General features: G+C 44.6%; 18 protein-coding genes and 1 pseudogene. 1 reads left to right on the plus strand and 18 read right to left on the minus strand.

The window, feature by feature from the left end; all coding sequences use genetic code 11:
* Window positions 1–164: 164 nt before the first annotated feature.
* The 6 genes from AC1S8V_RS17750 to AC1S8V_RS17775 all read right to left on the minus strand — a co-directional run bounded on the left by AC1S8V_RS17750 (window position 165) and on the right by AC1S8V_RS17775 (window position 4,703).
* Window positions 165–1,037 (minus strand): carbohydrate ABC transporter permease, encoded by an 873-nt coding sequence (locus AC1S8V_RS17750; protein WP_036613592.1) that lies wholly within the window; start codon window positions 1,035–1,037, stop codon window positions 165–167.
* Between the two features lie 12 nt (window positions 1,038–1,049).
* The gene (locus AC1S8V_RS17755) at window positions 1,050–1,979 is read right to left on the minus strand and encodes an ABC transporter permease (RefSeq protein ID WP_371129062.1); all 930 of its coding nucleotides are present in this window, start codon (window positions 1,977–1,979) and stop codon (window positions 1,050–1,052) included.
* Window positions 1,980–2,566: 587 nt separating this feature from the next.
* Window positions 2,567–3,358 carry an HAD family hydrolase gene (locus tag AC1S8V_RS17760; RefSeq protein WP_482070142.1) on the minus strand — a complete coding sequence of 264 codons (792 nt, stop codon included), beginning with the start codon at window positions 3,356–3,358 and terminating at the stop codon, window positions 2,567–2,569.
* Window positions 3,359–3,386: 28 nt separating this feature from the next.
* Window positions 3,387–3,896 (minus strand): hypothetical protein, encoded by a 510-nt coding sequence (locus tag AC1S8V_RS17765; protein WP_017688037.1) that lies wholly within the window; start codon window positions 3,894–3,896, stop codon window positions 3,387–3,389.
* Between the two features lie 124 nt (window positions 3,897–4,020).
* On the minus strand, window positions 4,021–4,230 hold the full coding sequence (locus tag AC1S8V_RS17770; protein WP_017688036.1) for a DUF896 domain-containing protein: 210 nt from the start codon (window positions 4,228–4,230) through the stop codon (window positions 4,021–4,023).
* Between the two features lie 95 nt (window positions 4,231–4,325).
* Window positions 4,326–4,703 (minus strand): LysM peptidoglycan-binding domain-containing protein, encoded by a 378-nt coding sequence (locus AC1S8V_RS17775; RefSeq protein ID WP_482070143.1) that lies wholly within the window; start codon window positions 4,701–4,703, stop codon window positions 4,326–4,328.
* A 296-nt stretch (window positions 4,704–4,999) separates the two neighbouring features.
* On the opposite strand from AC1S8V_RS17775, the gene lexA reads away from it, so the two are divergent.
* Window positions 5,000–5,626, plus strand: a complete 627-nt coding sequence (gene lexA, locus AC1S8V_RS17780) for a transcriptional repressor LexA (protein WP_017688034.1) — start codon at window positions 5,000–5,002, stop codon at window positions 5,624–5,626.
* A 110-nt stretch (window positions 5,627–5,736) separates the two neighbouring features.
* Here lexA and AC1S8V_RS17785 read toward each other — a convergent pair.
* The 12 genes and pseudogenes from AC1S8V_RS17785 to mutL form a co-directional block, all read right to left on the minus strand.
* Window positions 5,737–6,980, minus strand: a pseudogene (locus AC1S8V_RS17785) (aldehyde dehydrogenase).
* 630 nt (window positions 6,981–7,610) lie between these two features.
* Entirely contained in the window at window positions 7,611–8,939 is a 1,329-nt protein-coding gene (gene glnA, locus AC1S8V_RS17790; protein WP_482070144.1) for a type I glutamate--ammonia ligase, read from the minus strand.
* Between the two features lie 129 nt (window positions 8,940–9,068).
* Window positions 9,069–9,482 carry a MerR family transcriptional regulator gene (locus tag AC1S8V_RS17795; RefSeq protein WP_056689944.1) on the minus strand — a complete coding sequence of 138 codons (414 nt, stop codon included), beginning with the start codon at window positions 9,480–9,482 and terminating at the stop codon, window positions 9,069–9,071.
* Between the two features lie 82 nt (window positions 9,483–9,564).
* Window positions 9,565–10,818 (minus strand): methionine gamma-lyase family protein, encoded by a 1,254-nt coding sequence (locus AC1S8V_RS17800; protein WP_482070145.1) that lies wholly within the window; start codon window positions 10,816–10,818, stop codon window positions 9,565–9,567.
* Window positions 10,819–10,902: 84 nt separating this feature from the next.
* Complete coding sequence (gene hflX / locus AC1S8V_RS17805; protein WP_482070146.1) at window positions 10,903–12,189, minus strand: GTPase HflX; 1,287 nt, start codon at window positions 12,187–12,189, stop codon at window positions 10,903–10,905.
* 124 nt (window positions 12,190–12,313) lie between these two features.
* On the minus strand, window positions 12,314–13,285 hold the full coding sequence (locus tag AC1S8V_RS17810) for an AAA family ATPase (protein ID WP_339309832.1): 972 nt from the start codon (window positions 13,283–13,285) through the stop codon (window positions 12,314–12,316).
* Window positions 13,286–13,398: 113 nt separating this feature from the next.
* Window positions 13,399–13,962 carry a ribonuclease FAU-1 family protein gene (locus AC1S8V_RS17815; RefSeq protein ID WP_482070147.1) on the minus strand — a complete coding sequence of 188 codons (564 nt, stop codon included), beginning with the start codon at window positions 13,960–13,962 and terminating at the stop codon, window positions 13,399–13,401.
* Window positions 13,963–14,248: 286 nt separating this feature from the next.
* Complete coding sequence (locus AC1S8V_RS17820) at window positions 14,249–16,924, minus strand: transglycosylase domain-containing protein (protein ID WP_482070148.1); 2,676 nt, start codon at window positions 16,922–16,924, stop codon at window positions 14,249–14,251.
* A 169-nt stretch (window positions 16,925–17,093) separates the two neighbouring features.
* On the minus strand, window positions 17,094–17,336 hold the full coding sequence (gene hfq, locus AC1S8V_RS17825; RefSeq protein WP_017687918.1) for an RNA chaperone Hfq: 243 nt from the start codon (window positions 17,334–17,336) through the stop codon (window positions 17,094–17,096).
* A gap of 369 nt (window positions 17,337–17,705) precedes the next feature.
* Window positions 17,706–18,659: a tRNA (adenosine(37)-N6)-dimethylallyltransferase MiaA gene (gene miaA, locus AC1S8V_RS17830; protein WP_482074519.1), complete on the minus strand. Its 954-nt coding sequence runs from the start codon at window positions 18,657–18,659 to the stop codon at window positions 17,706–17,708.
* Window positions 18,649–19,434: a class I SAM-dependent methyltransferase gene (locus tag AC1S8V_RS17835; RefSeq protein WP_482070149.1), complete on the minus strand. Its 786-nt coding sequence runs from the start codon at window positions 19,432–19,434 to the stop codon at window positions 18,649–18,651. Before AC1S8V_RS17835 ends, miaA begins: the two co-directional genes overlap by 11 nt.
* Window positions 19,435–19,451: 17 nt before the next feature.
* On the minus strand, window positions 19,452–21,704 hold the full coding sequence (mutL, locus tag AC1S8V_RS17840; protein ID WP_482070150.1) for a DNA mismatch repair endonuclease MutL: 2,253 nt from the start codon (window positions 21,702–21,704) through the stop codon (window positions 19,452–19,454).
* Window positions 21,705–21,722 lie beyond the last annotated feature (18 nt).

Raw genomic sequence — 21,722 nt, forward strand, 5'->3', positions numbered from 1 at the left:
AAAGAAAGCTGCATCGGAAGCATAAACCTCGCCTTTATCACCGGATTTTCCCTTTTAAAAAGGGAATCGAAAAAATCTGGGGATAACAGCGATTGAAAGGTTATTCTGTCATCGGAGTGTTCCGTGTAAATCATCTTTAGTTCAATTTATATAGCTGCTACGTATTACTGTTTAACAGACCCTAACATGATACCGGTTACAAAGTACCTTTGGACAAATGGATAGATGGTGAGTATCGGCAAGATGGTTAATACCATCGTTACTGACTTAATATTGGCAGCAATCTGTGTCAGGTTATCAGCTGAGGTTGCACCGGCAGATGCTCCACTCGTCGCTCCTGCAATCATATTGCGCAAATAAATGGTGACTGGGAACAGTTCTTTTTTGTCCAAATACAGAAAGGCTGGGAACCAGGAATTCCAATGGCCCACTGCGTAGAACAGCACCATGGTTGCCATAACTGCTTTACTAAGCGGCAAAATAATGCGTAGCAAGATCCCGTAGGTGTTCAAACCGTCAATGGAGGCAGCTTCCTCCAGTTCTTCAGGCATATTTTCAAAAAATGACTTCATGATCAGCATGTTGTATATGCTAATTGCGCCAGGAACAACAAGTGCCCACATGGTGTTGTTGAAGCCAAGAGAATTAATCAAGACATAGTTAGGAATCAATCCACCACTGAAGAACATCGTGAACACGGCGAACATCGTCAGAAACTTGCGACCCATCAACCTCTTTTTGGACAGGGCATATGCGAAAATAGTCGTCATGAACATGGAGATTAACGTGCCTACCACGGTATAAATAATCGTATTTTTATAATTGGTCCAGAACATGCTGTCACGTGAGATGGTTTTATAAGTCTCCACATTGAACCCTCTTGGGAACAGACTAACTTTCCCGGAATTAATATAGGACTCACTGCTGAAGGATTGTGCCACGACATTCAAGAATGGATAGAGCGTTATAAATACCACGAATAACAGAAAGATGACATTGAACACTTTAAATACCTTATAAGATCTGGATTCCTGCATGATGCTCCTCCTTTACCATAAGCTTCTTTGTGTCAGTCTGCGTGAGATGGCATTTACGGAGAACACCAGAATCAGACCGATCAGCGATTCGAACAAGCCAATTGCGGTAGCATAACTGAAATTACTGGATTCCAGTCCGACCCGATACAGGTAAGTGGAGATCACATCAGATGTCTCGTAGATCAGCGGATTGTACAAGAGTAAGATCTTTTCAAATCCAACAGCCAGGAAATTACCCATGTTCAAAATCAATAACGTCACAATCGTTGGCAAGATCCCTGGTATCGTTACATGAATCGTTTGCTTCCACCGATTGGCACCATCGATACGCGCAGCTTCATACAAAGAATCATCAATTGTTGTCAGTGCAGCCAAATACAGAATTGCTCCCCAACCCATACCCTGCCATACCTCTGAAGTGATATAGATTGTTCTGAACCACTCAGCCCGCTGCATAAAAGGAATATTGTCTCCGGTGAAAAAAGCCACCAATCCATTAATGGAACCATTCACTGCTGTCAGCTGCAGGATCATACCCGCAACGATAACGATGGACAGAAAATGAGGCAGATAAGACGCGGTCTGTACAAACTTTTTGAATCGTTTACTCTTCACTTCGTTAAGCATCAAAGCAAAAATGATTGGAACTGGGAATGTAAAAAGTAACGCAAGTCCGCCCAACATCAGCGTATTACCGAATACTCTCCAGAAAGTGGGGTCCTCAATAAACATTTTGAAGTACCTTAATCCAACCCATGTTTCTCCAAATATACTTCCCCCTGGAACAAAACGTCTGAACGCAATCACATTACCAATCATCGGCCCATATTTGAAAATAAGGAGATAAATGATGGGAAGGATTAATAGTGAATACAGCTGCCAGTCTTTGCGGAACAAGGTTGCTGCCGTTCGTAATCTGCTCTCTTTACGTAAAGATGTCATGGTTAACGTTGTTTTAGCGGTTTCCGACTCCATGTGTTTTCACTCCGATCCAGGACTTGATAGGTAATACTAATTCATGTACAACTCCCATCGTTTCTCCTCTTGTAGAAGACAACAACTCCTTCAACTTCACCCCCACTACGAAATAGATAATAGCCAAATGTAAGCGATATCATTTTAATGTGTTATGTAGAATCACACAATCCAAGGTGCTTCACATCATTCATTAGCACTTACTAGGTGGTGTGATCTCTAAATCGAAAGAAGGCCTTCTAAGCATATAAAGCGCTTACAATGTACTGAAAATAATAAGCAACTACTCCTGCCTTCATTCAATGAAGTAAGTCAAAAGAAATTGCTTTAGGACAACCTAAATACTAGTCATACTAGTATGTTAGTTATATTCTAATCCAGCTTCCCCCTAATTTCAATAACTTTTAATAAAAAAAATGGTTATCTCATTTAACAAGGTAAACTGAACACTATCCTCAAACAAAAAAACATTGGTAACTTCACGAACGACATTATCGTTCAATGAAGCTTCCAATGTTTCAGGGTGCTGAGGAAAGATGTTATAGCTGATCTGCTCAGAAATTAGCAATAAGCTGATCTAATTCCGATAAATGCGTTATTTCATGGTCAGGCGCATACGTTTCATTGTTGGTCTTATGCTCACGGTTAATCCATACGGATTGGATGCCAGATGATAAAGCACCACGAATATCAGTCGTCAGTTTGTCTCCAACCATCATGCTCTCTTCCGGTTTAACTCCCAGTTTACTCAAAGCATGTTCAAATATCGACGGATCCGGTTTTCCTTTTCCGAAGTTACCCGAGATAATAATCTCATCAAAGAAAGGAGTCAATTCAGGTACACCGTCCAACTTCTCTTGTTGCAAAGCAGGACAACCGTTCGTTAACAGCAACAGTTTGTACTTTCCTTGTAACTGACGCAAGGTATCCATCGTTTCTTCGTATACATGGGGTCTGGATCTCCGTTCTACTCCAAACTGCGCGGCCAGTTGTTCAGCAAGATCTTCCCGATCTATACCCAACTTCAACAAGCCACGACGCCAGGATTCTTTACGGTAAACTGGAGCAAGTTGTTCCAACTGACGGAACTCCGGTTGATCCCCACCAGTAAAGTTAGCCCATAGGCCTTCAAACGGATTGATTCCAATCATTTTGGTAAAAGGAAAGGTTTCATATGATTCATACAGTCCACGTGCCTCATTACGAACAGCTTCTTCGAGTTCTTCTGGTTTAACCCCAGTCTCTTGCGCTGCGATTAGACAAGTCTCATGAAAAGCTTCTCGAACACTACGCTCATCCCACAATAAAGTATCATCCAGGTCGAACAAAATCGCTTTTAACGCCATTCCGATCATCTACCCCTTTATGCAATAATTACTTTTCGACGGTTTCCACGGTGATCTGGTGTGCTTTTGCAAACTTCAGCAAACGTTCTGCAATCGCATCTGTATCATAACGGTTCAATAACTTGGTAAACACCCATCTTTTCCCGCGACTGTTATGTTCGATAACAACTGTACCTGGTTCAATTCTGAATTTGACAATATCGTCAACCCCGATTGAACGTTCACGATTCCCCTTCGTCGTAATAATCCGATTACTGCTGATCTTGATGTATGGACGACGAAGCATGAAGATGACGGCCAAAAATACGTAAAGCAGCATGGTCACCCAGTCCCAGGTTGTCATCGGAGCTTGCACAAGGAATGTGCTCATAAAGAGATACAAAAAGGCGAGACCAATCAAAAATATAGGGAACAACAGGCTGCGTCCCTTAAAGACTTCTTCACCTGGTGTACCTGTGATTGGTTGACCACTTTTTTTGCGTTGCTGATTTAACTGCTTGGAATTTTTCTTAACCGTTCTCTCGAACGAACGCGACATGAGAATCCCCCTTATGTGTCTTTGTATCGGCTTACATAACTGTAAACCAACATTTCCCCCTATAGATTGCACTCTCAAATAACAGGAAGAAACCTAAATATCATAATGATATCATTAGGTTTCGTTAGTGTTTGAGTTTGCCTTGGTGGCCTTTGTCATTCTCATCATCAACAATCTCAATGGTATCCAGTTGTTGTCTGAAATTGCTGCGAATATTACTCAAATAAATCTCTCTTAGCTCGGCACGTTCAGCAAGTTCTTCCTCCGACAATCCAGTGGACTTTTGCTTACGAGCCAATTCGTTAATGCGTGCTACCAGACTATCTATATCCAAGCTTGTCCCCTCCAAAAATACAAAGTCATATTAACTTTGCCATGATAAAGGCAGCTTGTCAAGCTGACACGCGCTAACACACATTCATCTGCATTTTATTCTGCAAATTGCGGTAGAGTTAATACCTGACCCACTTGGATCGAAGTCGTATGAAGTTGATTCACTTTCTTAATTGCTTCTATATAAACACGTGTATCCATATTCGACGGCTTGTGTTCCAAAGAAATACTCCATAATGTTTCCCCTTCTGAAATGGCTATCTTTCCTCCTGGAAGAACATCATTCTCATTGCCAGCAAATACAGTTAAAACGGTGCTACATCCAATAAATATAATCAAAAAGGTAATGGCCACCTTTAGCATCCATGAAGAAATCTTGAAACGCGCTAAAACCTTCTTGTAGTTCCCTATGTTAGACTTCACCAGTTCCGAATTCATCGGTTCGTAAATGCTTTGATAAGTAGAATATCTCATTAAATACCCGCCTCCAAACGTTTGTTCCTATCTGTTGAAATCAATATAACACGAACACTTGTTTTGTTCAATAGCTTTTTAGAACAATTGTTCGCTTCTTTTTGGAGGGAGAACTATCCTAATTGAAGTCCTTTTGCAAAGCATTTGCAGTATTATGCTCTGACTTTTGGACAAATTCTGTTCTGAAAGTTAAAAAACACTGATTTAATGCCATTTTATTTAGAACTTATGTTTGTACGAACGGAGGTTCTATGTTATAATTTTCCCAAACGTTACTAAAATGGGGTTGATACGGTATGTCGAAGATATCCAGCAGGCAGCAGGCTATTCTGGAGTTTATACGAAATGAAGTCCGGTTGAAGGGGTATCCTCCTTCCGTACGGGAAATTGGTGAAGCGGTTGGACTGGCTTCCAGCTCAACAGTACATGGACATTTGGATCGTTTGGAGAAAAAAGGGTTGATCCGACGCGACCCTACCAAGCCAAGAGCTATTGAGCTTTTGAGCCAGGAAGAATCTGAGCATTCTCATCAATTTGCTCATAGCGTTGCACGTATTCCTGTTGTTGGTAAGGTTACAGCCGGGGTTCCAATCACTGCAACCGAGAACATTGAAGACTACTTCCCTCTTCCTACACATTATGTAGGCGAACAGAAAGTATTTATGCTTTCGGTAGTCGGAGATAGTATGGTGGAAGCTGGAATCGTTAACGGAGATTATGTTATTGTCCGTCAACAGCAGACTGCTGATAACGGTGATATCGTCGTTGCAATGACTGAAGACGATGAAGCTACAGTGAAAACGTTCTATAAAGAGAAAGATCATATTCGCCTTCAACCGGAGAATGCGACCTTCGAACCTTTACGTTTGAAACACGTTAGTATTCTGGGTAAAGTCATTGGCCTTTTCCGAGATATTCATTAATATTTAACATGAGTAACAAAACTAGATGTAATGCAATGAAATACCAAAAGAGGTTGCCCTGATGAACAGGACAACCTCTTTTTTCATGTTTATGTTGTTTTATCGGCTAATTATTCACTGCGTTTCAGAACACTCTTGTGATGCGAGAACACATCAAAGCTCTGTTGTCCGTGATATGAGCCCATACCGCTCTCTCCTACACCACCAAACGGGAGATAATGTGATGCCATATGAGAAAGTGTGTCATTAATACATCCGCCACCAAAGGATACTTGATTCAGAACCTGATCCTGCAGTTGCTCATCCTGTGTGAAGAGATAAAGCGCCAATGGTTTTGGCCGGCGAACAATCTCATCCAGCATAGGATTCAGGTCACTGTACGTAAATACAGGAAGAATCGGACCGAAGATCTCTTCTTGCATGAAGCTGATTCCCAGTTCACATCTCCAATTACCGTCGGCTCAATAAGCAACTGCTTACGTACAGAACGTCCACCAATTAGCGTTTTGCCATCTGTGAGGAATTTCGACAACCGATCAAAGTTACGTGCGTTGACAATATGCGGAAAATCATTGTTCTGTAACACATCATCCCCAAATTTATCTTTGATCTCTGCGCCAATCAGATCGATTAGTTCATCATGAACTTGTTCATGCACAAGCAAGTAATCCGGAGCAACGCATGTTTGCCCTGCATTCAGGAACTTACCACGAACAATACGCTGGGCCACCAGCTTCAGATCTGCATCGCTATGAACTATAGCTGGACTCTTACCCCCTAGCTCCAGGGTTACAGGAGTTAGATGCTCTGCTGCTGCCTTCATAACAATGCGCCCAACACCTGTGCTGCCTGTGAAGAAAATATAATCAAACTTCTCTTTTAACAATGCTGTGCTAGCTTCGACTTCCCCTTCCATAACTGCGATATACTCCTGAATCAGATCATACGTCAGACGAGATACGGCTGGTGTTAATTCAGAAGGCTTGATAACTGCACAGTTACCAGCTGCAATCGCTCCAATCAGTGGACCAAAAGCTAATTGGAAAGGATAGTTCCAAGGTGCAATAATAAGAGCCACTCCGTATGGTTCAGGGTAAATGGTGCTAACCCCATCCGGCATAGCCGAATTGGTTGGGACTTGTCTTGGTGCAGCCCATTCCTGCAGGTGTTCTAATGCAAAATCCAGTTCACCCAAAACAATGCGAATCTCGGAACCGTAAGCTTCCGCCTCAGATTTGTTCAGATCCGCCCGAAGTGCATCTTGAATCCGTTGCTGATACTTTTCAATTCCTTTTCTAAGCTGTTGAAGCGCATTAATCCGATACTCGATATAGTTTGTCTTGTATAAAAAAATGTGCGTTGTTCTGTCACCATTTGTTTTGCTTGAATCATGGTTAACATCTCCAGTTAGTTATTTAAAATTAAATTGCTCAAAATTCAATTAAAGCATCCCTCTTCTATATGAAACTTTCAACATACAAATGAAACATTGATTTGAAAGTTGGTGGGGTTTTAATAGAGCGAAAGCAAGTATCATCTTCAATTTATAGCTAATAGATTTCTAAGTAAGCTTTATTCAATTCTTTCGCTTTCGATTCTCAATAACAGTTTACTGCAAATTCTGACTTCAGTTTCTATTTAATAGGTTACAAGACAGGCGAATATAGTATTGCGCACTATAGACATGAAGTGAAACTATCCATCAAAAGGGAGCTTAGATAACACATATAAAAACTCCCTTTTCATTAATGAAAAGAGAGTTTTACGGTTTACGATTATCTAAATGTACGAACAAATGTACATTGTTATTTACAAGTAAGCCTTGGTTTCAGATAAAATACGGAAAAGCTATATTGGCTGATGAATAATAATTCGGGGGATAGTTGGGGGATTTTGTGAGCACTTTGGTTTTTCTTTAAATATATAGGTACTTGCCCACAAAAAGAAAAACCCCTCAGCGCTAGAGCGCCAAGGGATTGAGCTATTAGTACAAAGTAATATATTGATCGCGTTCCCATTGGTGGACTTGTGTTCTATACATATCCCACTCAATTTCTTTCAGCTCATAGAAGTGAGCCAAGGCGTGGTCGCCGAGAGCGTCACAGATGACTTCGCTGCGGATCAATTCATTCAATGCTTCTTTCAGGTCAGCTGGCAAGCTTGGAATGCCTTCTTCCACACGCTCTTCTTCTGACATGATGTAGATGTTACGGTCAATTGGAGCTGGTAAGGAAAGCTCACGTTTGATTCCGTCCAGACCTGCTTTTAACAATACAGCCAAAGCCAGGTACGGGTTAGCAGCCGGATCCGGGTTACGAACCTCAACACGTGTACTCAGACCACGGGAAGCTGGGATACGGATCATTGGGCTACGGTTACTCGCAGACCATGCTACATAACAAGGGGCTTCATAACCTGGTACAAGACGTTTGTATGAGTTCACAGTTGGGTTAGTAATTGCTGCAAAAGCACGTGCATGCTTCAGAGTTCCAGCCATGAAGTGACGTGCAGTTTTGCTCAGACCCAACTCATCAGACTCGTCAACGAATGCGTTCACATTGCCTTTGAACAAGGATTGGTTGCAGTGCATACCGGATCCGTTCATCCCAAACAGCGGTTTCGGCATAAAGGTAGCATGTAAACCATGCTGACGTGCAATTGTTTTAACAACGAGTTTGAACGTTTGGATCTGGTCTGCTGCTTTCAGAGCATCAGCATATTTGAAGTCGATCTCATGCTGACCTGGAGCTACCTCATGGTGGGAAGCTTCGATCTCAAAGCCCATTTCTTCAAGTGTGATAACAATATCACGACGACAGTTTTCACCAAGATCCGTAGGCGCAAGGTCGAAATAACCACCTTGGTCATTCAGTTCGTTAGTCGGGTTTCCTTTTTCGTCTGTTTTGAACAAGAAGAACTCAGGTTCAGGACCGACGTTGAAGGAAGTGAATCCCATATCTTGGGCTTCCTTAAGGTTTCGTTTCAAGATGCCACGTGGATCTCCTGGGAACGGATTACCATCCGGAAGATATACGTCACAAATCAGGCGTGCAACACGGTTCTCTGCTACCCATGGGAAAATAAGCCAAGAATCTAGATCTGGATAGAGGTACATGTCGGACTCTTCAATACGTACATAACCTTCAATGGAAGATCCATCGAACATCATTTTGTTATCCAGAGCCTTAGTCAACTGGCTCACAGGAATCTCAACGTTTTTGATAGCTCCAAGCAAATCAGTAAATTGCAATCGAATGAATCGTACGTTTTCTTCTTTCGAAATGCGGAGAATGTCTTCTTTTGTATAACTCACTATAACCTCTCCCTTTCTTATCTGCGTATTTGGCTTGCCTGTTATATTTGTACATTAGAAAGTTCCACGGGTCAAGGAGTCTCACACCAAAAGTGCATGTTTTCCCCTCACTCGCCAAGTTATGCGAATTTACTTTTTATTAAAGAATCGGGAAAGCTCTCCCTGAATGAGAGATACTTGTCCAGGTCTCTTACCAGATACAAGCTGCTGCTTCAGCAAGCGGTGCAACTGCGTATCGGACAGCTCTCTGCGTTTAACTTCAGTATCTGGCGTGATAACTGTAGCTTCCTCGGATTCTTTCGAAACAGGATTCATCACTTGTTTGATCCCCGCGATGTTAACTCCTTTTTCAATCAAAGCCTTAATCTCTAGCAATCTTTCTACGTCATTAAAAGAGAATAACCGTTGATTGCCTGACGTTCTCGCAGGAACGATCAAGCTGTGCTGCTCATAATAACGAATCTGACGTGCGGACAGATCCGTAAGTTTCATTACAATACCAATCGGGAATAAGGCCATATTTCTGCGAATTTCATCACCCATGTTCATCAACCTTCCAGTCATCTATTCTTCACCCTATTGTACATTTAGTTATTACCAAGTGTCAATGACGTGTTAGATAAACTCACAATAATTTACGATCTTTCATGGTCTGTAACGCCATCAAAACGCCATATTTGACATGAGAGTACGTTAATCCGCCTTGCATATACCCGATATACGGCTCCCGAATAGGCGCGTCGGCTGATAATTCCAGACTTCCGCCCTGAATGAACGTACCTGCCGCCATAATGACAGGATGCTCATAACCAGGCATATCCCAAGGTTCAGGAACCACATGGCTATCCACAGCTGCTGCACGCTGAATCCCCTGCACAAAGGCGATCAGATGCTCGGCAGAGCTAAACTGAACAGCCTGGATCAGATCTGTGCGAGCTTCATTCCAAGCAGGTTTGGTTACAAATCCGGATTCAGCAAACATCGCAGCAGCAAAGGTACTTCCTTTGATAGCTTGTCCTACAATTGTCGGAGCCATGTAAAGTCCTTGGTAGATGCCACGTGTTGTCCCCAGCATCGCTCCCACCTCTCCACCAATTCCCGGAGCCGTCAGACGATAAGCTGCCAGTTGTACGTACTGTTCCTTCCCACATATGTATCCACCGGTTTCCGCAATTCCTCCACCGGGATTCTTGATCAGTGATCCGGCCATCAGATCAACTCCGACTTCTGTCGGTTCACGTTCCTCCGTGAATTCACCGTAACAATTATCTACGAATACGATGACATCCTCCTTAAGACCTTTAACACGCGTAACCATCTCGGCAATCTCAGCAACACAGAAGGAGGAGCGCCAGTCATAACCACGTGAACGTTGAATCCCAATGACTTTTGTAGCCGGTGTAATGCTTTTTTCAACTGCTGCCCAGTCCACTCTACCTTCAGCAGTTAAGGCCGTCTCACGGTAACCGATGCCAAAATCACGTAACGAACCTGTACCATCGCCGGGTTTGCCAATAACTTTATGCAACGTGTCATAAGGCTTACCCGTGATATACAATAATTCATCACCTGGGCGCAGCACTCCAAAGAGAGCTGTACTAATCGTATGTGTACCTGAAGCAAAATGAGGACGTACCAAAGCGGCTTCCGCACCGAAAACATCAGCATATACTTCATCAAGCACTTCACGCCCACGATCGTTATACGCATAACCTGTTGAACCTGCAAAGTGGAAATCACTTACTTTTCGCTGTTGAAAAGCATGAATGACCTTCCATTGGTTGTGATCCGTGATCCGATCAATCTGTTGTAGTTGTCCTTCAATCTGACGCTCCACTTGATGTTGAAGTCCAGATATTTCTGAATCAAAGCTTACCATATTACTTCATTCCCCTTCATAGCACGAATCTGACGTTAAATATCTATTATCGTGTCAACTTATCACATCAATATGTCATGAGTATTACAATTCAATGAACTCTTCAAGCATATAACCAAATTTCTCATACTCACCTTTTTGCAATTCCACTTCATAAATCACATCATTTTCTTCAAAGCTGGTATCCACTACATCACCAATTTTGTAGAGTACGGACGTAAGATCACCACGTTCTGCCGGAATCCGGAAGCGCTTCGTGTCACCTGTAAGCTCTGTCTGAATCAATTCGCGGATTTTAAGCAGATCCTCAGAGTCTAATGCGCTTACTTTAATATGGCCTTTATCCAATGGAAGCATTTCAAGCTGTTCAGGTGTGCATGCATCTTTTTTGTTATAAAGCACTAGCTGTGGCTTGTCCCCTGCACCAAGTTCTTGCAGAATCGTGTTAACCGTTCGCATCTGATCTTCACGCATTGCCGATGAGGCATCCACAACATGCAGGATGAGATCTGCTTCATTTACTTCCTCCAGCGTTGCCCGGAATGCTGCAATCAGATCATGCGGAAGATTTTGAATAAATCCAACCGTGTCGGTAAGTACGATTTCTTTACCACTCGGAAGCTCCATGGTACGTGATGTTGGATCCAGTGTAGCAAATAGCTGATCTTGAATATAAACATCTGCAGCAGTCAACTGCTTGAGCAAGGTTGATTTTCCAGCATTGGTATAACCAACAAGAGCCACCTGAACAATACCTGTCTTTTTACGGCGTTCACGATGCAATTTACGATGACGTGTCAGTTCTTCCAGATGACGTTTCAGATCATCGATGCGACCACGGATGTGACGACGGTCTGTCTCTAGCTTACTTTCACCCGGCCCTCTGGTTCCGATTCCGCCACCGAGTCTGGACAGGTTCTTGCCATGACCCGACAAACGTGGCAGCAAATAGCTATGTTGAGCCAATTCCACTTGAATGATACCTTCTCTTGTGTTGGCACGTTGTGCGAAGATGTCCAAAATCAATTGCGTGCGGTCAATAATTTTGAGATCCAGTGTCTCTTCCAGATTACGAACCTGTGCACCTGACAATTCCTGATCAAAAATAGCTGTAGTTGCTCCGAGTTCCTCTGCGATCGCACGGAGTTCTTCCACCTTACCTTTACCAATGAACCATTTGGTATCACGTTTTTCCCTATTCTGAGAAAGCACACTCAGCACTTCCACTCCCGCTGTCTCGGCAAGTTTCACCAATTCCTCTAAAGAGTACTCAGGATTGATACCTGTACGTTTTACATCATCCGTAACAAGACTCACCAAGACGGCGCGATCTTTCTTGACCATATCTGTATCATGCGTGCCATTTGTCATGTATATGTTCACTCCCTCTAATTGCTAATCCGTTGATATGATATTCATTGCCACAAATATGCCATGGCATGCCTTAAGCCGAACCGGTTGGCCCGGCCGGCTGGTGTAAAAACTATATTATCGCTTACTTTCGCTCAAAGTTCAAATCCTCTGTACGGATTGTCATCAGCTCCAGTTTACCTGGACTGCCTTCCGAATATTGTTCCAACAATCGAACCGCCTGATGCCTGATCGAACGCTCAATGGCATTACGAACGTATCTGGCGTTACTGAACGCATGCAGCGAATCATTTTTTTCCTGAAGCAAATGCTGCTTTAGTTTGAGTATGGTCTGAGGCATTAGAATATAATCACGCTCTTTGGCCATAATCTCAGAGATTTGAATCAATTGATCAATGCTATAGTCCGGAAACTCCACTTGAATGGGGAAGCGAGAAGGTAATCCGGGGTTCGTCTGGAGAAAAAAATCAATCTCTTCGGAGTACCCGGCAAGAATCAATATAAACTGATTTTTGTTATCTTCCATGGATTTAACCAGCGTATCGATTGCTTCCTTACCGAAATCCTTCTCACCACCGCGAGCCAAACTGTAAGCTTCATCAATGAACAAGATCCCACCGAGTGCCTTCTTGACCAGATCTCTTGTTTTCTGCGCCGTGTGACCGATATATTCTCCAACCAGATCCGCACGCTCTACTTCAATAAGATGCCCTTTACTCAACACACCCATCTTCTGAAAGAGTTTGGCAACGATTCTGGCTACGGTTGTCTTACCAGTCCCCGGATTGCCTTTAAAAATCATATGATACACGTGCGCACCACTAAGTAAACCTGCTTCGGTACGCATCTGAGCAATCTGTAGAAAAGCATAAATTTCAAATACCAAGTCTTTGATATTTTCAAGTCCAACCAGTTGCTCCAATTCACCCTGTATCTCTTGGAAGTGCGCATGTTTGGTTACACTCTTAGCTGCCTGCACTGCCGCCGCTTCATCTTTGACCAACATCTGAGGTTCCTGGTTACGCAACACAATATTAATTTGTCTGGATGGTCTGCCTCCTGGTTGCTCTCCTGCAGCCATGACCCGTCCGTTCATTCGCCATCACCTCTATTTTATCGGGCTGAACTCTCCTGATTATTAATGTATTCTATCAGGTGCTCCAATATTAGAAGGATCATGAAGAAGAATTCAGCGACGAAGTACATGTCTCAAATCTGAATGTTTTTTCGAAACTCTCCGTTCTCAAACAAACTCTGCCTGTGTTTCAGCGATAAATGAAAGTACGGAAATACATGTGCATCAATGGCATGCAGCAGTTCCTTTGCTGTCTTGTTCGCCAAGTCATAATCACCCGTCGTAATGTGCTTCCGTGACAGTGCATCTTCAAGCTCATCTTCATCCAGCAAAAATACTTCTCCATCTTTCAGTACAACGACATCCAGATAGAGGTCATCAAACCAAGGGACACCCTGATCAGTTATCCCCTGACTACGACATGTATCAATGTACCACTCCACAATCCGTTCCTGATCGTCAAACATCGCTGTAACTACGAAGTGCTCTCCCTTCGGATAGTATTGCAGCCAGGAATAACCTTTATCTGCGATACAGAAGGTACTGCCTCCATATGTTTTCCACAGAGGTTCTTTCAAATCCTGTATGGTGTACAACGTAATATAACCTGTGAACATTTTGGATTGAACGAACCGGCATGTGAATTGTCGGTTCGTAATCCGGCGCCAGTTCGCGCGGTCCCCGAATTTCCGTTTCATACGAACCCCTCTTTGCCGACTACAGGCCCGTGACCTGCGCTGATATTGGTGAACAATGCAATAACGTCCGCATGATGGCTTCCAGCGCTCTGGACCCGCCCTTGCACAACGTATTACGAATAGTTACAGCTTACCATATTTAAGGTATACACTCAAAATCAAGCTTTGTCCCACCTATTCATCAAATGAGCTTCTATTAATGATAGTTCCGTACAACACAAAAAAACTGCTTCACCGGTATTCCGGGAAGCAGTTTTTTAATGTAGCTATTTAGTTATTCAATGGCTTAGCCGCCGGTTCCAGCTTGAGAATCTGCAGGTGCATCTGTTCCTCCAGTATCACCACTCGTTCCGCTGTCCGGGGTTACAACCTCGCCCGGCGTCGTTACGGCCCCATCATCGGAACCTTCACCGGTGCCTCCTGGCTCTGTTGTCCCCTGACCAGGTGGGGTCGTGTTTCCTCCCCCAGGTTGACCGTTTCCTTGACCGTTTCCTTGACCGGCTCCGCCGTTATTACCATTGTTTCCGTTATTCCCATTACCATTGCCGTTGTTGCCATTTTCATTCCCGTTCCCGTTGTTACCGTTCGAGTTGCCATTATCCGGTGAACCATTGTCTGGATTCTCCGTACCTGGCTGCTCAGGATCCGTCTCTGTTCCTGGGTCTATACCAGGATCAGGTTCCTCCGGTGGCATTTCCTGTGCTTCAATCATCAGAGAAATGGTGTTGGAAGGATCCGTCTCCAGTCCTGATGCCAAGTCATAGGCTGTCACATAGTACTCATAGGTTAGACCAGGCAACGCACTTAAATCTTGTGCATTGGTCGCTCCTATTGCATCAATGAGATGAGTGAACTGGGCTTCAGATGTTTCTTTCCGATAAATCCGATATTGCGTACTCGCGTCACCCGTTCCAGTCCAACTCAGGGAGACGGTTTGTGCATTTGGATCGTATGATCCACTCAGCCCACTAACGGACAGAGCCGGCTTTTCTGGTTCTTCTACTGGCGGAGGTGCCTGCCCTCCAGCTGGTGCTTTGAATTGCTTCACGGGAACGCCTTTTAAAGCATCTCCCATGACTTTGGCAAAGAAAGCTGCCGACAGCTTACTGCTGTTCTTAAGCATATGATTGGCATCCGGATTGTCATAGCCCATCCAGACTGCGGCAGTCCATTCCGGTGTGTATCCAACAAACCATACATCACGGTTGGCACTGTTGCCAGAGATACCACTTTGAACAGTTCCTGTTTTACCCGCTACCGGACGATCCAGACGCGCTGAACGTCCCGTACCGTCATTAACAACGTTCTGGAGCATCTGTGTAAGCTGATACGCATTTTGCTCACTCATGACACGCGTTGTGTCCGAGTTATCGTGTTTGTACGTCGTTTTGCCTGCGCTATCCTTAATTTCCTTAATCGAATAGGCTTGTCGGTATTCTCCGAGGTTGGCAAATGCACTATAGGCTTGCGCCATTTCCAGTGTATTTGTACCTTTACTTAGACCACCGAGGGCAATCGCCAGGTTTTTGTCTTCATCTGTCAGCTGTATACCTACACTCTTGGCAAAATTAATGCCTGTGTTAACGCCTATTTTATCAAGTAGCCAAACCGCAGGAATATTTTCCGACTTCGTAATGGCTTCCGTCATACTGATCGTTGAAGAATATCCATGCAAGTTGCCAGGACAGTAGTTACCAAAACATTGCTTCGCATTACTCAGCGACGAATTGGCACTGTAATTTCCTGATTCAAGAGCCGGTGCATAAGACACAATCGGTTTAAAAGCTGAACCTGGTTGTCTTCGACTCTGCGTTACACGGCTATAGCCTTTAGTCTGATAATCCCGTCCACCCAAGAGGGCAACGAGACTGCCATTCTCGTGATTCATGATAACCATGGAGCCTTGAACCTGTTGATCGTCTTTGCTTGCCTCAAACAGACTATCATCTGTGAAGGCAGTTTCCATGGCTGTTTGAGCCTGAGCATCCATCGTTGTATAGATTTTGTATCCGCCGATATTCAGATCATCTTCCGTTTTGCCTGTTACTCGTTCAGCTTCACGGAGCACATAATCAATAAAGGCTTGATACTTCATGTCTTTCTCTGGTCGCTTGTAGTTATAATCTACCGCTTTAGCTTTATCCATCTCTTCCTTCGTGATGTAGCCTTGTTCATACATCAGCTGGAGAACAACGCCACGGCGTGCCTTGGAATCGTTCGGATTGCTCACCGGATTGTAGGCAGAAGGCCCCTTGGGCATCGCGGCGAGTGTGGCAATTTCCCACAATTCAAGTTCATTCAGATCTTTTTCTCCAAAATAAAATTCAGATGCTGCTTTAATCCCGTAACGCTGATGACCGAAGAATATCCGGTTCAGGTACATCGTCAGGATTTCGTCTTTTGTGTACTTGCGCTCTAATGCCATTGCAATCGATACTTCCGTTGCTTTACGGAAGAATGTCTTGTCACGGGACAAGAACATGTTCTTGGCAAGCTGTTGGGTTAGTGTACTACCACCTTCCACCATGGAACGGGCCATGACGTCCTTAACCGCCGCACGCCCAATGGACCAGATATCCACGCCCTGATGATCGTAGAATCGCTTATCCTCCGTTGCGACAAAGGCTTGCTTCACCAGCTCAGGAATATCATCTTCTTTGACGGGGTCCAGCTTCTGAATGGACAGCTCCCCCATTAATTGGCCATTGCGATCATATACTTTTGAAGTTTCATTAATTGTGGTTTTGTCCTTGTTGGCTTTGAGCAGATTTTCACCACTCACCATAATAAATAAATATCCGCCTAGTGCACAGAATATTGCGATTGCCATTGTGAAAAACAGTGTCCATCCAACGCGTTTACCCGTAATTTTTTTCTTTTTAGAGGTCTTTGGCTTCGCTTTTTTGGGTGACTTGTTATTGCTGTTGCGATTGTTAGACCTCGACAACGGATCGTTTGGCATGTTACCTCCTGACTCCCTTTCGGTTGCATAATTTCTATTCGTCTGTAGGCTCAGGCATATATTAAACATATTTTGCCCGGAATGAAAAGAACAACCCTTTATTCAGGTTGCTCTGTTTCACTGCCTATACTTGTAGACGAAATGGTTGGTGAAAAGGTTTCGACATTTTTTAAGCTTCGCCGCTGTTATCTTGCTGCATCAGCGATACGCTGCGTTGCGGCGTGAACGTGGAGATGGCATGCTTGTAGACCATTTGCTGGCGTCCGTCGCTGTCAATGACGATCGTAAAATTGTCAAATGCCTTGATCGTCCCGCGGATTTGGAAGCCGTTAGTCAGATAGACCGTGGCAGGAATATTTTCTTTCCGCAGTTGGTTCAAGAACGTATCTTGGATGTTGATGGACTTGTTCATTAGCCGTACCCCCATTGGTTCATTTGAATTCGTGTTCGAGTAATATTCAATATCGCTGAGTAGCTTTCGTGCTATTATATCATGAACAGTTTCATATAATCCACAAAAACCCCTTGTCTGCTATTTTTCACCCAATCTTGACGTGGTGCATAACTAGAAGACTTATCCATTATACACCGCTTGCCAGATTTGCAAAAGAGGGACAAATTCTTCGTTTCTAAGCGCATTCCTTGCTTGTTTGATGAACCCTCCATCTCTCCCATCTGTTCTAGTTATAAGCAAAAACCTCTACCCTTTTTAATATCAAAAAGATAGAGGTTCATATGTCGCAATCTATTCCAAGCGGATCAGATCAAGACTAATAATCGCTCAAATCAGTCCAAATTTTCGTGTAATCAAGTCACTTACCTGCTTATAATTGCCTGCAAAATCTTCGGTATCCGTCATGTCCACCCATTCAATATCCTTCATATGGCGGAACCAGGAAAGCTGACGTTTGGCAAAACGGCGCGTATCCCTTTTCAACCACTCAACCGCTGCTTCCCAGCTCACTTCCCCTTGTAAGTACGCTGCAATTTCCTTATACCCCAGTCCTTGCATGGAAATATGACCTCTGGCCACTCCTCGTTCCAACAGCGACTTCACCTCATCCACCAGACCTTGTTCGATCATCAGATCAATTCGCTCTTCTACCCGGGCATATAACTTCTGGCGATCCATTGTCAAACCAACGATAAGAAGATCATAAGGCGATTCTTTCTTCTGTACTGCCAGCTGATCAGACCACTTCTCGCCTGTGAGGTGATGGATTTCAAGCGCACGCACAATTCGCCGCTGGTCATTCGGATGCAGACGATCCGCACTGACTGGGTCAACTTCCCTCAATCGATCATGAAGGGCCTGTGCTCCATGTTGCTCTGCATAGCTGAATTGTTGCTCCCTGAACGCTTCATCCGAACCACTATCGGAAAATTGGAAGCCGTAACATACCGATTCCACGTACAGACCGGTGCCACCTACAATAAAAGGCATTTTACCGCGTTCATGGATCTCACGAATCAATCGTGTACAACTCTCCTGAAATTCGGCCACAGAATACGGATACTCCGGTTCATGGATATCAATGAGATGATGAGGTACACCCTTCATTTCTTCAGAGGTAATCTTGGCTGTTCCGATATCCATTTCACGATATACCTGCATCGAATCCCCCGAGATAATCTCACAATTGAATGCTTGGGCAAGCTCGATGCTCATTCTTGTTTTGCCTACTGCTGTTGGTCCAACGAGCACAAGCAGTTTAGGTTTTGGTTTAACTTCCATTTTCAACATTAATCACTCCGTACAGGGTTTTTGCATTCGCCCGATCAAGTATTTCAAATCCGAGCCTGTCAAACTCCGCGCTGCCGCGCTTTTCTTTCATCACTACCCGTTTACGGGCAACCCGTTTCGCTTCCATAATGCTCTGTTCATCCAGCGCGTGAGCATTTGCATAATCTCGCAAGGGCTGTATAGCACTTGAATCCATCATCGGTTCACGGAACATGGGGTCAAAATATACGGTGTCACAGCTTTGATCCGGCATGGAACGCAGTAACTCAAGATGATCCACATGCCGCAGATCTATGCGCCGAAAAGCCTCATCCACCAAGGGCTGGTTGCTCTTATAATGGGACATGCCCTCCAGCAGCAATGTATAGAGCGGTTGAGAACTCTCACATGCGATGACCCGACCACTCTTACCAGCCGCAACCGAAAATACCAGCGCATCTGAACCGAGTCCAGCGGTACAATCAAGAATGGTGTCGCCTTCGAGTACCGCACCAGCTTCCAGCATCGGATCGGCTTCACCTCTTAGAACACGTTTAGCGCGAACAAATCCCATACTGGGGTGAAACTCCAGTTCCGTTGCATCCTTGCGAAACAAGCGCGCTCTGCCATTGAGCACGACCAGTATTTCGTTGATACCATAATGTTCAATCAGTTTGGGTAAAGACGTTCTATTGCGCGGTACGTAGGTACCTCCTGTCGTTTCGGCGAGCTTACGCGCACGCTCCACCTGAGAGGCAATCTCCTTGTCACCGGTTGTAATGTACATAATGTCCCCCTAAATAGCTACATCACTCGTTTAAATAATTTTTCCAGATCATACGTTGAAAATGACACCACAATCGGCCGCCCATGAGGACAAGTGTAGGGCTGACGACATGAACCCAGACGCTGAATCAACACTTCCGCTTCCTGATCCGTCAACTTTTGGTTTGCTTTGATGGACGCCTTGCAGGAGCACATAATGGATGCAGCTTCTCGCATCTTGGCTACATCTATGCTGCGTTCACTAAGAACCCATTCGGACATCTCTTCGATAATGTCTTTCTCGTCCCCTTTGGGGAACCAGAACGGGTGGGAACGCACACGGAACGTCTGTCCACCAAAATGCTCCAAATATACACCTGCCTGCTCAAACCAGGCCAGTCTTGTTTTCAGCTTTTCTGTCTCCGAAGGTGTAAACTCCAGCGTAATAGGCAGCAGTAACTCTTGCGAGGCCTGGGCAGGGTTACCGAATTTCTCGTAATAGTACTCATAATTCACGCGTTCATGAGCAGCATGCTGATCGATCAAATATAAACCTTGGTCATTTTGCGCGATCAAATACGTACCATGATGCTGTCCGATCAGACTCAGCTCCGGAAATACAGGCATGGATGCATCTGATTTAATGGCAGCAGCAAGTTTAGTAGCATCAGGTAGACCTGAAGTTTTCCACGTCCGTTCACTTCTCGGAACTGAAGACGGATTATACGATGAACGTGCTTCCCTAACCGGTGAATATACGGAATCGGAGCGATACGTAGCTGGTTTACCTTCAGCCAACGGTTTTTCTGTTGCTCCACGATCCCCATCATCTTGAGAAGAGAGGTCAGATTTGGGAACAGTTTCGGTAGAACTTGTACTTGTACTTGTACTTGTACTTGTACTTGTACTTGAACTTGCATCCTTAGTGCCTTCTTGCACGTTAACGGATGTCTGCCCCCCGTCATGACTAGCAATCTTCTGCAAAATATCCCCGTTCCAACTTTCTAACTGCACAGGGGGGTGTGTAATCTCAGGTGGAGCTTCGGGCAACGGCACTGAGTGACCCTGTTCAGATACCGGCTGTGCTGTGGACACATCCGCCGGAGCATCCAAATCCAGATCATCATCTTCCGCAGTTAACTTCAGAGGTGCAGCAGTAGGTTTCCCAAGTGGGCCTTGTTGCCCATATCCTTCTGCATCAGATGCATCTTTCAGCGGACCACGTGGAAAGAGGAATTGTTCCTGAATAAAGGAACTATCGTCTCCACGTCGAATCTGCTGTTTTTTGACCTGTGGAATTAATACCTCCTGCCGGAGTATACCCCGCAACGTCGTCTCTATGAATTCATACAGTTCTGGTTCCTTGCTGAAGCGAACCTCCAACTTGGCCGGATGCACGTTCACATCAACAAGAGAGGGGTGCATCTCCAACTGCACCACGACAAGTGGAAAGCGATTAATGGGCAGCAAGGTATGGTAGGCTTTGAGAATCGCCTGATTGAGACCGTAATTGCGAACAAATCTCCCATTAACAATCGTTGACATACCATTACGATTCGCTCGTGTCCATTCTGGCAGGCTGATCAGCCCGCTCACCCGGTAATCCAGACTTTCTCCCTGGATGGGGAGCATCGCTTTTGCTGCACTTGTACCATAGATCGCTGCAACCACTTGCAGCAGATCGCCGTTGCCCAACGTCTGAAGCAACACATTCTCATTATGGCGCAGTCGGAATGAAATGTTGGGATGAGACATCGCCATCCGGTATAGGACATCTGAAATATGTCCCAGCTCCGTCTGGATCGTTTTCATATATTTGAGTCTGGCTGGTGTATTGTAAAATAGTTCTCTCACTGCAAAATCTGTACCTTGGGGTGAGGTTGCATCTTCATGAGAGACAAGGTTCCCGCCTTCAATCACGATGCGGCGCCCTCGCCCGTCATTGTCACTTGCCGATAACACCTCTACCTTGGATACCGCGGCAATACTCGCCAAGGCTTCTCCGCGGAATCCAAGACTTGTGATCTGGAACAGATCTCGGCCATGAGCTATTTTACTGGTCGCATGACGATAAAAGGCAGTTTCCATATCCTCTGGCTCAATACCTGTACCATTGTCTTTGACACGAATACTGAGGAGTCCGCCCTCTTCCACCGTCACTTCAATCTTGGTGGCGCCTGCATCCACCGAGTTTTCGAGCAACTCTTTGACAACTGAAGCAGGCCGTTCGACCACTTCACCCGCCGCGATCTGGTTGGCAATATGTTCATCAAGCACATGTATTTTCGCCACAGGTTTTCCCCTCCCTTA

This window comes from Paenibacillus sp. B46(2026) (genome assembly GCF_056786355.1).

Coding starts and splice junctions, on each gene's coding strand:
- hflX (WP_482070146.1), bottom strand. CDS start 12,189: ATGACAAATGGCACGCATGATACAGATATGGTCAAGAAAGATCGCGCC.
- AC1S8V_RS17775 (WP_482070143.1), bottom strand. CDS start 4,703: ATGAGATATTCTACTTATCAAAGCATTTACGAACCGATGAATTCGGAA.
- AC1S8V_RS17765 (WP_017688037.1), bottom strand. CDS start 3,896: ATGTCGCGTTCGTTCGAGAGAACGGTTAAGAAAAATTCCAAGCAGTTA.
- AC1S8V_RS17815 (WP_482070147.1), bottom strand. CDS start 13,962: ATGAAACGGAAATTCGGGGACCGCGCGAACTGGCGCCGGATTACGAAC.
- lexA (WP_017688034.1), top strand. CDS start 5,000: ATGTCGAAGATATCCAGCAGGCAGCAGGCTATTCTGGAGTTTATACGA.
- AC1S8V_RS17795 (WP_056689944.1), bottom strand. CDS start 9,482: ATGGGTGATGAAATTCGCAGAAATATGGCCTTATTCCCGATTGGTATT.
- AC1S8V_RS17755 (WP_371129062.1), bottom strand. CDS start 1,979: ATGACATCTTTACGTAAAGAGAGCAGATTACGAACGGCAGCAACCTTG.
- AC1S8V_RS17820 (WP_482070148.1), bottom strand. CDS start 16,924: ATGCCAAACGATCCGTTGTCGAGGTCTAACAATCGCAACAGCAATAAC.
- AC1S8V_RS17760 (WP_482070142.1), bottom strand. CDS start 3,358: ATGGCGTTAAAAGCGATTTTGTTCGACCTGGATGATACTTTATTGTGG.
- hfq (WP_017687918.1), bottom strand. CDS start 17,336: ATGAACAAGTCCATCAACATCCAAGATACGTTCTTGAACCAACTGCGG.
- AC1S8V_RS17800 (WP_482070145.1), bottom strand. CDS start 10,818: ATGGTAAGCTTTGATTCAGAAATATCTGGACTTCAACATCAAGTGGAG.
- miaA (WP_482074519.1), bottom strand. CDS start 18,659: ATGGAAGTTAAACCAAAACCTAAACTGCTTGTGCTCGTTGGACCAACA.
- AC1S8V_RS17750 (WP_036613592.1), bottom strand. CDS start 1,037: ATGCAGGAATCCAGATCTTATAAGGTATTTAAAGTGTTCAATGTCATC.
- AC1S8V_RS17835 (WP_482070149.1), bottom strand. CDS start 19,434: ATGTACATTACAACCGGTGACAAGGAGATTGCCTCTCAGGTGGAGCGT.
- AC1S8V_RS17810 (WP_339309832.1), bottom strand. CDS start 13,285: ATGAACGGACGGGTCATGGCTGCAGGAGAGCAACCAGGAGGCAGACCA.